This is a genomic window from Pseudomonas sp. W2-17, from assembly GCF_041060445.1.
Taxonomy (GTDB): Bacteria; Pseudomonadota; Gammaproteobacteria; order Pseudomonadales; family Pseudomonadaceae; genus Aquipseudomonas.
The window spans coordinates 114,751-129,602 of the sequence record NZ_JAUFNS010000001.1 but is presented as its reverse complement, the minus strand read 5'-3'; the positions used below and the strand labels follow the sequence as shown (position 1 = coordinate 129,602).

Genomic DNA, 14,852 nt, shown 5'->3' with positions numbered 1-14,852 from the left:
GTATGACTGGATGGACTCGCTAGACCCTGCGCAAAGCCCCGCAGGCGTCTTGGTGGAAGATGATTCTAGCAATCGGTCAGTTTTCCGGGGCGTTATTCTCGCGCTGGTAATAGGAGTGCAGTTAATTATAGTTTCTAGATGCTCTAGGCTGGAGGCGGCGCTGACAGCAGCTTTGCTTGCGTTAACAGTGATAGCATTCTGGTGATTCCAACGTCCGCCAATTACATTGGCGGACCATGCGGAATTTGCTCAGTGGCTATTGCCTATATGTCTAGGCGAATGGCTTATTTGCTGTCCGATCCCAGCCGCCCGATACGATGCCCGCACTTCCCCCGTCAACACGTCGCTGTTGTGTATATTCGAACTTGATACGGCCGTAATTTAGAGTAATGGCTTCTACAGGCAGGCCCGCAAATTCGGCGCCTTGACCACTCACCGTAGAGATCAATACTTCTTCTAAAACAATATCCAGGTACTTAAATTTTTCAGCACCTGCCCGGTGTATGCGAATAGTCACCTGTTCAATGTGCGAGCCTCGGCAACACAATTCAAATAATTTGGGTGTCGCCCGGTCAATATATTTAGTAACGCGGAAGTCTCCTAAGCTGACCCCTCCTGCTGATGCCCCACCGTTGGAACTGGCAGACTGACTAATCGACTGGATAGCATCGTAGTGATACGAGAGTAGCTCGACCCAGCCCTTGTGATCAGCATCAAGTGATTCTCCTTCAACACCGTTTACCTGCATGAATGCGTCGAATGACATATCAGCTCCCTGCTCTTGACTGTTGGAGAGCGAATCCTAACTTATGATCCTCACCATTGCCAGCCATGTGACCGCACCCAGTCCCAAGCCCTCGTAGGAAAGTGAGCGTGCACCCTCAGTGTGCGAAATCACATTGCAGTCTCACAGATATCACTGTGAGGCCTATGTCGCGCTATTGGCGGGGGAGTGCCGCTCCAATATAAGTCAGCAAACCGAATAGTTAATTTCCCGTATTGGGATAACTGATTCGAGTTTGCAACCAATCTGGTTATCTGAATTGGCCTCGTGACAGTGAAGTGCGATCTCGCAGTGGGCAAAACTCCATTCGAGACGGTACTGCTCTGTGTTGAGATGCTCGGCTTGATTAAACGACGGCACAACCCGGTCTTAAGCACCGGGCTTATTCGTATCCAACATTCGCATCATTCCGCCAATCAACAGATCCCCGGCGGAATCCCGTCCTTATTGAAATCCTTCAGCCGCTCCTTCTCTTCTTCAGTCGAGTGAGCCGGAACGTCCTTTTCAGGTTGTTCGTTCTCGTCAGGTTTCTTCTCGTCAGCCATCGTCATTTCCTCATCTGCCCTATCAAAAACCGAAACCCAAAACGCTCAAGCCCAAACCGCCGTCTCGCTGTTGATCTGTGCCAGAGAGGTAGCGTTGCTCTGTCTCTGATGATGCAGGTCTTCACGCATTTTGGAAAAATTTAGCGGCTTCGACGGTAGCTGCCTCAGCACAACATCCGAGATCAGGTATTCACCGCAGTCACGGCAGACAACCACCTGACCACCTTGCGTCGACTCACGCTGCTCAGCTTCTGCTTGGCACAGATAACAGTTCATGCTGGTTCTCCCTATGAAGGTAATAACAAGCAGAGCCCGAGCACCCGTCGCAGTTCAACCTTTAAGACGCTGCCACGATCTCAGAGACTCAAGCGCATCGACAAATCCACAGCCTTCACATCCTTAGTCAGCGTCCCAATTGAAATGTAATCAACGCCAGTCTCAGCAATGGTGCGCAAAGTCGCGTCCGTCACACCACCACTAGCTTCCAGCTTGGCGCGACCCGCAGTGAGGCGCACAGCCTCACGCATATCGTCCAGGCTCAGTTCATCAAGCATGATGATGTCGGCGCCGCCGTCGAGGGCTTGCTTGAGTTCGTCGAGGCTTTCCACTTCGATCTCCACGGGCTTGCCCGGCGCGATTTTGTGCGCGGCCGTGATGGCTTCCGCAATGCCGCCACACGCAGCGATGTGGTTTTCCTTGATCAGGAAGGCGTCGAACAAGCCGATGCGATGGTTATGACAGCCGCCGCAGGTCACGGCGTATTTCTGCGCCATTCTTAGGCCGGGGAGGGTTTTACGGGTGTCGAGCAGTTTGACCTGAGTGTCCGCGACCATGTCAGCGTAGTGCTGCGCGCGGGTGGCAACGCCTGACAGCAGCTGCAGAAAGTTGAGAGCGCTGCGTTCGCCCGTCAGCAGGGAGCGGGCGGGACCTTCCAGGTGGAACAGCGCTTGATTGGGCTGCACGCGATCGCCGTCAACAATCTGCCAATGCACGGCGACGCGCGGATCAAGCTGACGAAAAACAGCATCGACCCACGCCGTGCCGGCAATCACTGCAGCGTCCCGGGAAATGACGGTGGCCTTGGCCAGTCGCTCCGCCGGAATCAGCTGCGCGGTGATGTCGCCACTGCCTACATCCTCCAGCAACGCACGGCGCACGTTGGCTTCGATTTCGGCAGTGAGGGCGTCAAGACGTAGGTTTGGCATATCAGGCTCCACGGACTAAGTGCGCCGAGTATATGGCAGACGCGTGTACCAACCTACGTACGCCAGGTGTCCAGTCGAATGCATAACCTGCACTTTGTCGGTTTTTTCCTCGCTTATGCGACAGAGTGTGATTTTGATGGTCTATCGCTGCACATGTCCCTTCGCCGCCTTCTATTATTCCAATAAGGCGAAGAGTCCGCTGGCGAGCGGTCCTGATTTACCTGATACTTTCGCCTTGTATTTGACGTCATAGCGTTGACGTTAGCCTGCAACATCCCCAGGGATAAAATTTTGAGATCCGTCCGAATGGAGTCGAGTCTTCGTTCGCCGCGGGGTGTAGCTGTTGTTAAAGCAGTTGTGTCGACGGTGTGAAGGAGTCCTTGATGCAGAACGACGGTAACAAAGTGGTGCCCTTGAAGGCAGGTGCGGATCATCCCGGTTCCTCGCCTGTCGCTCGGCTGCCCGTCGTTCTGCTTCAGGTTCGCGACCGGGCCGCCCAGCAACTGAAGGAAAGCCTGCAGACGCTGTTCGACAATGCCGACGACACGCTCTTCGAAATGGCCGACCGTGCTCACAACAACGCCGAGCAGAACATCTTTTTTGAAGCTATGCGCGACTTGCGTTTGAAGCGCAAAAGCATCGAGCGCAATTTTCTCGACAAGTTCTTTGAAGCATTCCTGCGCCTGGGCCAGTACGAAGTGGCCGAGCCCCCGATGCCCGAGCCCGTTTCCTACGACAAGCTTGCGCTGGTCCATAACGATGATCTCGAACGCACCGTTGCGGTTGACGCGATGGTGGTCAAGGTCATGAGTCGCGACGGTATCGCCCTCGGTCAGCTGACCACACGTTTGAACGTACTCATCCCCCAGCCGTTGACCGACGAGACCAATCCGTTGGGTCCGACGCTGCTGTGCGACTATTTCCTGCAAGCCGGGCGCAGTCTGGGCGTTGAAATCAAGGTGAAGCTGATCATTCTCAAGCTGTTTGAGAAGTACGCCTTGAGCAACGCCGATCAGCTTTATGAGGAAGCCAACCAGTTGTTAATTTCCGCAGGTGTATTGCCGGAACTGAAGGCGCTGCCGTCCCGTCGCTCGACTGATCGCATCGCCAGCGCGCCGCCTTCGAGCGAAGCCGTTCGTGCTGACAACGCCGCTATTCTTCAGGCGACGGAAAGTCTCGATAAAAGCGTGCAGGACGTGTTTTCCGCGCTACAGGAGTTGCTGGTGCACGTGCGTGGACATCTGACGCCGCGCCCTGATTCGGTCACCGATGCGCGCCCAATCTCCAGCCAGGACTTGCTGCGTCTACTGTCCCACTTGCAGCAGTACGTCCCGAAAGTCGAGGAGAGCGACGATTTCGATCTGCGCGCTCAGCTCGAGCAGCTGATCGGCCGGGTCAGCGCGAGAAGCGGCAAGTTTCGCGTCGTCGGGACGATGGATGAGGACGTTATCAACCTCATCTCGATGCTGTTTGAATTCATCCTCGATGACCGCAACCTGCCGAGTTCGCTGCGTGCGTTGATCGGTCGTTTGCAGATTCCGATGCTCAAGGTCGCGGTCATCGACAAAAGCTTCTTCAGCCGCGGCAGCCACCCCGCGCGCCGGCTGCTGAACGAAATCGCCTCCGCGGCGCTTGGCTGGGGTGGTCGCGATGACACCCAGCGCGACTCGCTCTACGCCCGCATCGATCAGATCGTCCAGCGCCTGCTCCACGACTTTGTCGATGACCCGGCGATCTTCACTGAACTGCTGGTGGATTTCCTGGCCTTTACCAGTGACGAACGTCGTCGCAGCGAACTCCTTGAGCAGCGCACCCGTGACGCCGAACAAGGCCGCGCATTGGCCGAGTTGGCCCGTCAGCGCGTGCAGCAGGCTTTGAACGATCGCCTGCTCGGCAAGACTCTGCCGCAGGTGGTTGTTCGCCTGTTGCAGGAGGCTTGGAGCAAGGTCCTGTTGCTGACGTGCCTGAAGCACGGTGATCAGTCGAGCGAATGGGCTTCAGGCCTTCAGGCCATGGACGATCTGATCTGGAGCGTCGAGCCCCATGATGAGCCGGAAGCGCGACAGCGTTTGCTCGAGCTGGTGCCGGGGCTGCTGAAGTCCCTGCGCGACGGCTTGAGCAGCGCCGCTTTTGATCCGTTCGCCACCAGCGAATTCTTCAGTCAGCTCGAAGTGTTGCACGTTCAGGCGTTCAGCCATGTAGCGCGGACGCCAAAAGATGATGCGGAAGGCGATCAGCCCCAGTCCGCTAACGGCCCCACGATGATGGCGGTGGTGGAGGAGATCGTGCTGGTTGGGCCGGGCGAGCAAATTCAGAACGAACCGTCGATGCAACTGCCTGCTGATGACGAAGGTTTGTTGCAGGTCGAAAAGCTTCGTCTTGGCAGTTGGGTCGAGATCCAGGAAGACGAATCCCACAAGCTGCGTTGCAAGCTGGCGGCGATCGTCGAGCCGAGCGGGCGCTACGTGTTCGTCAATCGCACCGGCATGAAGGTGCTTGAGAAAACCCGTATGGGCCTTGCGGTGGAATTCCGTCGCGGCACGATTCGTGTTCTCGACGATGCCCTTCTGTTCGACCGCGCGCTGGAGTCGGTGCTGGGTAATCTGCGCAAGCTCAAGGGCTAAGCGCCAGATAGGTCCTACGACTTCTGCCTGCGAATCTGTGTGACCTCAACGTAGATTCGCCATCCACATCCTTTCCTGTCGCGGGCATACTGCGCGCTGTCGTTTCACGCCCTAAGGACTTCCCATGCATCTGGACCCTGCCACCGGCTGGTGCCACGGCGCGCAGCATTGCCCTTCACCCAATTTCAATGCCCGGCCGGAAAACGAAATCTCGTTGCTGGTGATCCACAACATCAGTCTGCCGCCCGCGCAGTTCAAGACCGGCAAGGTCCAGGCATTCTTCCAGAACCGGCTGGACGTCACAGAACACCCCTACTTTGAAGGCATCGCCGAGCTGCGAGTGTCTGCGCATTTCTTGATTGAGCGCGACGGCGAGGTGACGCAATTCGTTTCGTGCCTCGACCGTGCCTGGCATGCGGGTGTGTCGGTGTTCGAGGGGCGCGAGACGTGCAATGATTTTTCCATTGGCATCGAGCTCGAAGGCACTGATGATCAACCCTTCGCCGACGCGCAATATGAGGCGTTGATCGAGCTGACCCGCCAGTTGCAGGCGGCATGGCCGGCGATTAGGGGGCATCGCATATGCGGTCACAGCGATATCGCGCCGGGGCGCAAGACCGATCCGGGTCCGTGTTTTGACTGGGCGCGGTTTCGTGCCGCCCTGGACGTTTGAAGTGAGGAACAGCTAATGAGTTTTCTGGTTTTGCTGCTGGCGGTCTGGATTGAGAAGTTCTCGGCCCTGCGCCAGCGTATTCAGCGCGACGGGCCATGGCTCAATCAGTTGAGCCGGCTGGAATCCAACCCACGCTCGGCCAAACGGCCGTGGTGGATTTTGATGGTGACGGTAGTGCTGCCTTTGGTGGTCCTCGCCTTGGTATTGGTGATTGTCGGCTCGGTGGCCTATGGCTGGCTCGCGCTGCCGATCCATTTGCTGGTGCTGATTTACAGCCTGGGCCGTGGCGACGTCAAAGCCACACTCGGCTCGTTCCGGGACGCCTGCCGTCGTGGCGATCAGGAAGCAGCGGTGCTGGTTGCCGAACGTGACCTGGGTGTCCAGGCCGAGAACGAAGAGCAGCTATTGGGCGGCGCTCAAACGTATTTGCTGTGGCAGATCTACCAGGGCTTCTTCGCAGTGATTTTCTGGTACTTCGTGCTCGGCCCGGTTGCCGCGTTGGCGTACCGCTTGCTGGCCCTCGCTTCGGAACACGGCAAAACCCCGGCGCTGGTCGAACGTGCGACCCAGGCAAGGCACGCATTTGACTGGGTGCCGGTGCGGTTGCTGGCGGCCAGCTTTGCGCTGGTCGGAAACTTCGTCGCCGTCAGCCGCGTGATGCTCAGCGAACTGCTCAACTGGAACATCAGCGCTTCTCACCTGATCAGCAAAGTCGGCTGCGTCGCCGGCGAGGTCCCCGCGCCAGTGGTGGGCGTCGAGGGCGTCAACAGCCTGGATGTATTGTGGGAATTGCTCATCCGCTCGGCCATCGTCTGGTACGTCGGCTTTGCGCTGATCACGTTGTTTGTTTAAAGCCGTGCCAGATCTCCGTTTACCCGGCAGCTGCGCAGTCGCGCAGCCAACGCCTCTTAGGTGGGAGTGAGCAAGCTGGCCCCATGGTTCGATTGGCCTCCAAATCAGCGTCTGCAAAGTGAGGCCATTCAATCCCTGATCGTAAAAATGATCTTCATAGCCTAGACGCTATTCGTCATCCAATTGATATAGATCAATGACCCTCTTATTTCTGACGCTATCCTCTTTTGCCTCCGGTCAGACGCCGCCATCCCTCTGAACTAACAGTTCTTTCCAACGTTATTCGACCTTCCAAAAACATAACTAGCCCAAGCAAAGATGGCTTGTCGCCAGCAACTAGCGTCCGGCTGTTTCTTGATTAACAAGAATCCTTTGCTATAGCTAAACCCTCTCACTTCCTCCTAATAGGGCAACGGAATGTCAGTCGCTAAGAAAATGAGCGTGGGTCAGCTCACGATGTTGACTGCGGTCAACATGCTGGGATCCGGCATTGTGTTGTTGCCCACCAAGCTCGCCGAGGTCGGTGGCATTTCCATCCTTTCCTGGCTGATCACGGCCACCGGCTCGCTGGCTCTGGCCTACGCCTTTGCGCGATGCGGCATGCTCAGTCGCAAGACCGGCGGCATGGGCGGTTATGCGGAATACACGTTCGGTAAATCGGGTAACTACATCACCAACTACACATACGGGTTATCGTTGTTGATTGCCAACGTGGCGATCAGCATCACCGCAGTTGGATATATTCAGACGCTTTTCGATATCAAGTTGGGTTCGCTTGAAGTCGGCCTGGCGACCATTGCTCTGTTATGGATTACCACGTTTGCCAACTTCGGCGGCGCGAGTATTACCGGCAAGATTGGCGCGGTGACCGTATGGGGCGTTATTGCGCCCGTCGTGCTGGTTTCGACCATTGGCTGGTTCTGGTTTGACAGCAGCACCTATGCGGCAGGATGGAATCCCCACGACAAGACCTGGTACGAGGCAGCGGGCGCGTCGGTGGCGATTACCTTATGGGCGTTCCTCGGTCTGGAGTCGGCGTGTGCCAACGGCGATGCAGTTGAAAACCCCGAGAAGAACGTGCCCATCGCAGTGCTCGGTGGGACCCTCGGCGCAGCGGTGATCTATATCGTGTCGACCAACGTCATCGCCGGTATCGTCGACAACGCGGAACTGGTTTCCTCAACCGCGCCGTTCGGGCTGGTGTTCGCCAAGATGTTCAACCCCATGGTCGGCGACATCATCATGGGGCTCATGGTCCTCGCTTGCATCGGCTCGCTATTGGGCTGGCAGTTCACGGTGGCACAGGTGTTCAAAAGCTCGGCGGACACTGGTTACTTCCTGCCGATCTTTGCCAAAGCCAACAAGCATGGCGTGCCGATCATCAGCATGTTGATCCTGCTGGCCATTCAGACTGCACTGGCGCTGTTGACCATCAGCCCCGACCTGGCCAAGCAGTTCGACACCTTGGTCAATCTTGCGGTGGTCACCAATCTGGTGCCGTACATCCTGTCGATGGCGACGCTGATGACCCTGCAAAAGGTCTCCAACGTACCGCCGCAAAAAGCCCTCATCACCAATATCGTGGCCGGCATCGCGACCGCGTACAGCTATCTGGCGCTGTACAGCTCCGGTGCCGAAGCGTTGATGCTCGGCGGGGTGGCGACCATCGTCGGCTACACCCTGTTCGGTTACGTCAACACCCGCCTGATCCGGCTCGAAGCGCTGAACAACAGCGTGCCCACCCAGACCGTCGCGGCGCAGCACATCGTCGGCGAGCCGATCCCCGTCAATAACCTGAAGATGGCCAACCTGGAGACTCGACCATGAGCGACAACAGACACTTGCTCGGCATGCTGGCGCTGTTGGTCAGTAGCCAACCCGACAAACGCAGCGTATTCGGCCGGGCCCTGATCCAGCTGATCAGCGACGTGGAAGACCGCGCCATCAGCGTGCTGACCTCCGAAAGCCTGAGCGACGCGAAGTCGATCCTCAGCTCCGATCCGGCGATCCAGTGTGTGTTGCTCAGTTGGGAAATGGACAGCAGCGACGACCATAAGGAATGCATCGATCTGCTCACCACCTTGCGTGAGCGCAACACCCGTGTGCCGGTGTTTCTGATCAGCGATCGCAGCACGGCGTCGAGTGTGCCGCTGATCGTCATGCAGCACGCCGATGACTTCATCTGGCTGCCCGAAGATACCAGCCGCTTCCTCAGCGGACGCATCATGGCGGCCATCGAGCGCTATCGTCAGGCGGTGTTGCCGCCGATGTTCGGCGCGCTGCTGAAGTTCGCCCGCAGCTACGAATATTCCTGGCACACCCCGGGTCACGCCGGCGGCACGGCCTTTCTGAAAAGCACCGCAGGCCGCGCGTTCTACGAGTTTTTTGGCGAGAACCTGCTGCGCTCCGACCTGTCGATTTCCGTCGGCGAACTGGGCTCGTTGCTCGACCACAGCGGCCCGATCGGCCAGGGCGAGCGCTATGCGGCGAAGGTATTCGGGGCCCACCGCACGTACTACGTGACCAACGGCTCCTCGATGTCCAACCGCGTGATCCTGATGGCCAGTGTGACCCGTGATCAGATCGCCCTGTGCGACCGCAACTGTCACAAGTCCGCCGAACATGCGATGACGCTGTCCGGTGCGATCCCGACCTATCTGGTGCCCACACGCAACCGCTACGGCATCATCGGCCCGATCTTGCCGCAGACCTTGAGCGCCGAGAGCGTCAAAGCCGCTATTGCCAGCAACCCGCTGGTCAAAAGCCACATCGACCCGACGCCGGTGCATGCCATCGTCACCAACTCCACGTACGACGGCCTGACCTACAATGTCACCCGCGTCGAAGAGCTGCTGGGCCAGAGCGTTGACCGGCTGCATTTCGACGAAGCCTGGTACGGCTACGCCCGGTTCAATCCGCTGTACAAAGACCGCTTCGCCATGCACGGCAGCCCGGATGATCACGATTCCTCCAAGCCCACCGTGTTCGCCACGCAGTCGACCCACAAGCTGCTCGCGGCGCTGTCTCAGGCGTCGATGATTCATGTCCGTAACGGCCGCAACCCGATTCCCCATGGGCGCTTCAACGAGTCCTACATGATGCACGCGTCGACCTCGCCCAATTACGCGATCATGGCGTCGTGCGATGTCAGCTCGGCAATGATGGAAGCGCCGAGTGGCCAGATTCTGACCAACGAATCCATCGAAGAAGCCGTCGCGTTCCGTCAGGTTATTTCGCGCATGCAGACCGACATGCTGACCCGCGACGACTGGTTTTTCTCCTGCTGGCAGCCGCCTACAGTGCAGGTCGGGGCTACGGCGATTCCGTTTCACGAAGTCGATCCGGTGCGGCTCAAGACCGATCCGAATTGCTGGGTCTTGCACCCCGACGAGGTGTGGCACGGCTTCGGCGACATCGAAGACGGCTACTGCATGCTCGACCCGATCAAGGTGTCCATCCTCAGCCCGGGCATGGGCGACGACGGCAACTTGCTGGACTTCGGCATTCCGGCCTGCGTGCTCAGCGCCTACCTGGGGCATCAGGGCATCGTCGTCGAGAAGACCACGGACTTCACCATCCTTTTCCTGTTCTCCATCGGCATCACCAAGGGCAAGTGGGGCACGCTGGTCAACGCGTTGCTCGACTTCAAACGCGACTACGACACCAATCTGGAACTGGAGCTTTGCCTGCCGGAGTTGCTCACCGCGAATCAGCAGCGCTATGCCGGCATGGGGTTGAAGGATCTGGCGGAAGCTATCTTTGCCGCGATGAAGGAGACCAAGACCACGGCGGCCATGTCGAAGGCGTTCGGCACGTTACCCAAGGCGGAATTCAGCCCGGTGGAGGCGTACGAGAAGTTGGTCAAAAACGAGGTGGAGCAGGTCACTCTGGAGGAGGCCGCCGGGCGTATTGCCGCGACGGGCATCGTGCCGTATCCGCCTGGCATCCCGCTGTTGATGCCCGGGGAAAACGCAGGGCCTGCGGACGGGCCGTTGCTGGCCTATCTTCGGGCGCTGGAAAGTTTCGATCGGTCCTTCCCCGGCTTCACCCACGACACCCATGGCATTGAAAGCGAAGCGGGTGTTTATCGGATGCTGGCGTTGAAATAGCTTCGGCGTTAAAACGGGGTGAGCCGTCTGGCCCAGCTCCGGCTCAGTTACTCTGGGCCTTTTGCAGCGCTTGCTGCGTTAGCGCCACGCATTCGCGCCCGCCGTCATCGTTGTGCCGCGCCAAAGCCGCTTCGGCGCGGTGCACGGTGGTGTCGATATCGCTTTTGACCGCGTCGCTGAGATTGGGGTTGGCGACTTTCGCGTCACGAACCTTGCTCAGGTTCATCTGGCACTGATTGTTGTCGTCGTTGGCATTTGCCGCGAAGGGCAGGGCACAGGCAGTCAGGAGCAAGCCGGCGAGCAGGGCGTGTTTCATGTGGGTTTCCGCAGAAGTAAGTGTGTGGCTCGTTATCGGTACGAGCCTTGCGCATCAGACCTCAGATTCCGGATTTCCGCCAGTGGGTGCCAAGGCAAACGCGACTATCGCTGGCCGACATAAACTCCGAATGGAGTTCTTTGCAGGGATCAGGCAGATGCTCGCAAAAGAAAAGCCACCCGTGTCGCCAAGGTCGGGGTTACCTGGCTGCAGGGGTGGCAATAGGCGAAAAACTCTATTTACAAGCTACGCGACTGAACTGACTGTCGAGTTCGACGTGCAGGTCGTGGCTCTTCAACTTCCAGCAAGTGCATGGCCAATACGTCAGTCAAAAACCGGAACTGATCGTTGAAGCCCACCACCTCGTTGCTGAAGTGGTTTTCCGCCGAAGGCATCATGAAGCCGCCGAAGCGATTGTCCTCAATGAGACCGTGGCTATTCTTGCGGGCGATGACATGTTGTGAGTAATAGTTCTTCCCGAATGCGGGAAAACTTACGTGCAAAGTGACGTCTCGGGTCATGTCGATTGCTCCGCATCTAACAGAAAATTGAAAGCGTGAAAGGTGCTGATAAGTGTCAGCTACTTGGCCTTAGTTGGCCGGTGCCACAACACGACTGTCCTCATCGTCCGCGGTCATTACAACCGATCCCAGATCGAAGAGTTTGAGGGCGACGACGTAGCTGGTGAGAGCTGCGAGCGTCAAGCAAGTAAGGAGATGAACGATCATTTTTCCTGCCCTCGGTTCGTGTTTGGGTGTGAGGGCGATGGTACGCCCATCAGTTTTGAGCGGAAGGCATTCGCGGGAATGTTGGTTATCGATGGGAATGATGGAGGTGAGCGCTGTGGGCGCAGCAAACGCACTCAAGTATGTCTGCTGCTTTAATCCTGTGGTTTGTCACTACGCCCGAATGGTTTCGCCATACCGATGCGTCGCCAGGCACGCCAGCAGCAAGCCACTGATCGCGACCATCCCGCCCACCAGACCGATATTAGCCACGCCAAGCTGGCTGATGACCACGCTGCCCAGCAGTGCGCCGCCGCCGATGCCAATGTTGTAGATGCCCGAATGCAGTGCCATTGCCACGTCCGTGGCATCCGGCGCCATCGCCAGCACCTTGGACTGCATCACCAGACCAAAGCACATGATCGCCATGCCCCAGACCACACTCAACGTACCCATCGACGAGGCATTGCCGGACAGCGGCAGCAGCAGAATCAGACACGCCGCCAGCGCGCCGATCGCGGTGATCAGCAGGCCGCGCGGGTAACGGTTGTTGTAACGGCTGAAGATCACCGACCCCACGATCCCGGCACCGCCAAACAGCAACAGGATAACCGTGGTCATGTCGCCATTCATCTTCGCCACGATCTGTGCGAACGGTTCGATGTAGCTGTAGGCCGTGAACTGCGCAGTGACCACCAGAGCGGTCAACAGATAAAGCGACATCAACGCCGGGCGCTTGAACAGCATTGGCAGGCTGCGCAACGAACCCGAGTTCTGGCTCGGCAGCAGTGGAAGCGATTTCATCAGCACCAGAACCGTAAGGCCCGAGGCAATGGCAATCGCCAGGAACGTTGCGCGCCACCCCAGCGCTTCGCCCAGCATGCGACCCAGCGGAATGCCGAGCACCATCGCCAGCGCGGTGCCAGTTGCAAGGAGGCCGAGGGCTTGTACCTGCTTGCCCTCCGGCGCCACTCGCACGGCCAGCGATGCGGTGACCGACCAGAACACGGCGTGGGCCACTGCGATACCGACGCGACTGACCAGCAGCATGCCGAAGCTCGACGACAGGCTCGACATCACATGGGCGGCGATGAATGTCAGAAACACAAACAACAGCAACTTGCGTCGCTCGATGTTGCGGGTCAGCAGCATCATCGGCAGAGAGGTCAGCGACACGATCCACGCATACACCGTCAGCATCAGGCCAACCTGCGCGGTGGTCATGTCGAAGCTGTGGCCGATGGCACTCAACAAACCCACCGGCACAAATTCCGTGGTGTTGAAAATGAAGGCCGCCAGGGCCAGCGCGATGACGCTTAGCCAACTTCCGGTGTGTGCGTTAGTGGTATTCATTAAAACGAATGCCCTCCTGAAAAATTCGGTTGGCCGCTTCCCCAACAAAAACGCCGACAAGCAGGAAGACCGCTCGAGGCGTTTGCCTGGGCGGTGCATGCGGTCAGCTGAATATTATGAGTATGGGGAGATGCGACGAGATGTTACGGATTCTACGCCGTTGTAAACGTTGTCACAACGCAGGTCCGGGTTGAGAGGGGCGTTCATTTGTCGCAGTCGTGGTGTAGCGCTTGCGTTGAGCAGCGGCGACAGAAGTGGGGCGTGATGAGATCCGCTTTCAACCTGAGGCGCCGCGAACGAAACCGCCCGTCTAATCCGGGGCACTTGGCGGGCTCAGGGGATTCTGATGATTATGGTGCGGATAACTCGCACGTAAACGAGGAGATTGAATCATGGCTAACGACACTTCGCTTACAGGGACCTCCACGCACACGGATCCGGACAAAGAGCTTGGCTTCAATGAAGAGTCGCCCGATGTTTCCGATCCGCAGGTAGACCCAACCGAGCCCGCGCGGACCGAGAATGACCCGGTGACCCAAGAGCCCACCACTCGCCGGGGTAACGATGAGCCGCTGCCGGGGAAGGGCGGGGTTTGATCGACTCGCGCTGAATCCAGAAGCCCTGCTGACTTAAGCGGGGCTTTTTTATGCTGAATGTTGGCGAGATGCTGTGGCGCTGTGCTTGCAGGTCGTCGTGGGTTCTCAGGTGTTAAAGGATTCGATGCCCACCTGTGAAACAGCAAATAGATGCTCGGCAGCGAAGTCCACGAAGACCCGGATTTTCGGTGAAAGATGGCGGCTGGAGGGCCATAGCGCCCAGAACTGCCCTTGGTCTTCGCTGTGGCCGTCGAGCACCGTTTCCAGCCGCCCTTGAGCGACAGCTTCGCGCGCCAGGAAGTCCGGGACAAATGCGATACCGTGCCCATCCACCACCGCCATCAGCATGGCTTCCATATTGTTCAATGTCAGGGCGGTTGGCAGGCGCAACTGCGTGAACTGTGGGTCCGAAGACATACTCCAGTCCATTATTTTACCCGTCGTGACAAATCGGTAACGCAGGCACTCGTGATGTTCGAGGTCACTGATAGTGACGGGTCGTCCCTTACGCTGCAGATAGTCAGGCGATGCGCACAGGACGAACTTGAAAGGCCCCAGTTTTCGCGCCATCAACTTGGAGTCGGCCTGGCCGCCGCTGCGAATCACCACGTCAAAGCCTTCATCGATCACATCGACCAACTGGTCGTTGAAGTCCAGTTCCAGCTCAATCTCCGGATAGGTTTTGCGGAACCGCGTCATATGGGGCAAGAGAAAGCGATATCCGATCGTGGGCAAGCTCACGCGTAACTTTCCACGGGGCTCCTGTGTGGCATGGGAAAGCATCGCCCGGGCATCTTGAAGGTCGTCGAGGATTTTTCGGCAGCGTTCGTAAAACAACTGTCCCTCCGCCGTCAGGCTGACTTTGCGGGTGCTGCGGTGCAATAGACGCACGTTCAACGATGCTTCAAGTTTTGCGACGTTTTTGCCCACCGCTGAGGCAGAAATTCCCAATGCTCTGGCGGCGCTGATGAAACTGAGTACCTCCGCGGTTTTCACGAATGAGGTCACACCACTAAGACTGTCCACAAATCGATTGCATCCTTTTGGTTCGCTATAAGTGGAATAAAAGC

General features: G+C 57.9%; 14 protein-coding genes. 6 read left to right on the top strand and 8 right to left on the bottom strand.

What is annotated here, in order from left to right; all coding sequences use genetic code 11:
- Positions 1 to 271: 271 nt before the first annotated feature.
- The 4 genes from QWI20_RS00660 to nadC all read right to left on the bottom strand — a co-directional run bounded on the left by QWI20_RS00660 (position 272) and on the right by nadC (position 2,534).
- Positions 272 to 766, bottom strand: coding sequence for an Hcp family type VI secretion system effector (locus QWI20_RS00660; RefSeq protein WP_369303711.1), 495 nt, complete (start codon positions 764 to 766; stop codon positions 272 to 274).
- Between the two features lie 434 nt (positions 767 to 1,200).
- Entirely contained in the window at positions 1,201 to 1,329 is a 129-nt protein-coding gene (locus tag QWI20_RS00655) for a hypothetical protein (protein ID WP_369303710.1), read from the bottom strand.
- Positions 1,330 to 1,374: 45 nt separating this feature from the next.
- The gene (locus QWI20_RS00650; protein WP_369303709.1) at positions 1,375 to 1,605 is read right to left on the bottom strand and encodes a hypothetical protein; all 231 of its coding nucleotides are present in this window, start codon (positions 1,603 to 1,605) and stop codon (positions 1,375 to 1,377) included.
- Positions 1,606 to 1,685: 80 nt separating this feature from the next.
- On the bottom strand, positions 1,686 to 2,534 hold the full coding sequence (nadC, locus tag QWI20_RS00645; protein WP_369303708.1) for a carboxylating nicotinate-nucleotide diphosphorylase: 849 nt from the start codon (positions 2,532 to 2,534) through the stop codon (positions 1,686 to 1,688).
- Positions 2,535 to 2,917: 383 nt separating this feature from the next.
- Here nadC and QWI20_RS00640 point away from each other — a divergent pair, with 383 nt between their 5' ends.
- The 5 genes from QWI20_RS00640 (at position 2,918) to QWI20_RS00620 (ending at position 10,792) form a co-directional block, all read left to right on the top strand.
- The gene (locus QWI20_RS00640) at positions 2,918 to 5,158 is read left to right on the top strand and encodes a DUF1631 domain-containing protein (protein WP_369303707.1); all 2,241 of its coding nucleotides are present in this window, start codon (positions 2,918 to 2,920) and stop codon (positions 5,156 to 5,158) included.
- A gap of 124 nt (positions 5,159 to 5,282) precedes the next feature.
- The gene (gene ampD, locus QWI20_RS00635) at positions 5,283 to 5,831 is read left to right on the top strand and encodes a 1,6-anhydro-N-acetylmuramyl-L-alanine amidase AmpD (protein ID WP_369303706.1); all 549 of its coding nucleotides are present in this window, start codon (positions 5,283 to 5,285) and stop codon (positions 5,829 to 5,831) included.
- Between the two features lie 15 nt (positions 5,832 to 5,846).
- On the top strand, positions 5,847 to 6,683 hold the full coding sequence (gene ampE, locus QWI20_RS00630; RefSeq protein ID WP_369303705.1) for a regulatory signaling modulator protein AmpE: 837 nt from the start codon (positions 5,847 to 5,849) through the stop codon (positions 6,681 to 6,683).
- Positions 6,684 to 7,100: 417 nt separating this feature from the next.
- Positions 7,101 to 8,510 (top strand): putrescine-ornithine antiporter, encoded by a 1,410-nt coding sequence (potE, locus tag QWI20_RS00625; protein ID WP_369303704.1) that lies wholly within the window; start codon positions 7,101 to 7,103, stop codon positions 8,508 to 8,510.
- Positions 8,507 to 10,792, top strand: a complete 2,286-nt coding sequence (locus QWI20_RS00620; protein WP_369303703.1) for an Orn/Lys/Arg decarboxylase N-terminal domain-containing protein — start codon at positions 8,507 to 8,509, stop codon at positions 10,790 to 10,792. The genes potE and QWI20_RS00620 overlap by 4 nt, the downstream gene beginning before the upstream one ends.
- 43 nt (positions 10,793 to 10,835) lie before the next feature.
- Here the strand turns inward: QWI20_RS00620 and QWI20_RS00615 are convergent, their stop codons facing one another.
- The 3 genes from QWI20_RS00615 to QWI20_RS00605 form a co-directional block, all read right to left on the bottom strand.
- Complete coding sequence (locus tag QWI20_RS00615; RefSeq protein WP_074888396.1) at positions 10,836 to 11,108, bottom strand: hypothetical protein; 273 nt, start codon at positions 11,106 to 11,108, stop codon at positions 10,836 to 10,838.
- A gap of 239 nt (positions 11,109 to 11,347) precedes the next feature.
- On the bottom strand, positions 11,348 to 11,629 hold the full coding sequence (locus tag QWI20_RS00610; protein WP_369303701.1) for a hypothetical protein: 282 nt from the start codon (positions 11,627 to 11,629) through the stop codon (positions 11,348 to 11,350).
- A gap of 378 nt (positions 11,630 to 12,007) precedes the next feature.
- Complete coding sequence (locus QWI20_RS00605; RefSeq protein ID WP_192173350.1) at positions 12,008 to 13,186, bottom strand: sugar transporter; 1,179 nt, start codon at positions 13,184 to 13,186, stop codon at positions 12,008 to 12,010.
- 392 nt (positions 13,187 to 13,578) lie between these two features.
- Here QWI20_RS00605 and QWI20_RS00600 point away from each other — a divergent pair, with 392 nt between their 5' ends.
- Positions 13,579 to 13,782 carry a DUF6021 family protein gene (locus QWI20_RS00600; protein WP_369303699.1) on the top strand — a complete coding sequence of 68 codons (204 nt, stop codon included), beginning with the start codon at positions 13,579 to 13,581 and terminating at the stop codon, positions 13,780 to 13,782.
- A 105-nt stretch (positions 13,783 to 13,887) separates the two neighbouring features.
- Here the strand turns inward: QWI20_RS00600 and QWI20_RS00595 are convergent, their stop codons facing one another.
- Positions 13,888 to 14,808: a LysR family transcriptional regulator gene (locus QWI20_RS00595; protein WP_369303698.1), complete on the bottom strand. Its 921-nt coding sequence runs from the start codon at positions 14,806 to 14,808 to the stop codon at positions 13,888 to 13,890.
- Positions 14,809 to 14,852 lie beyond the last annotated feature (44 nt).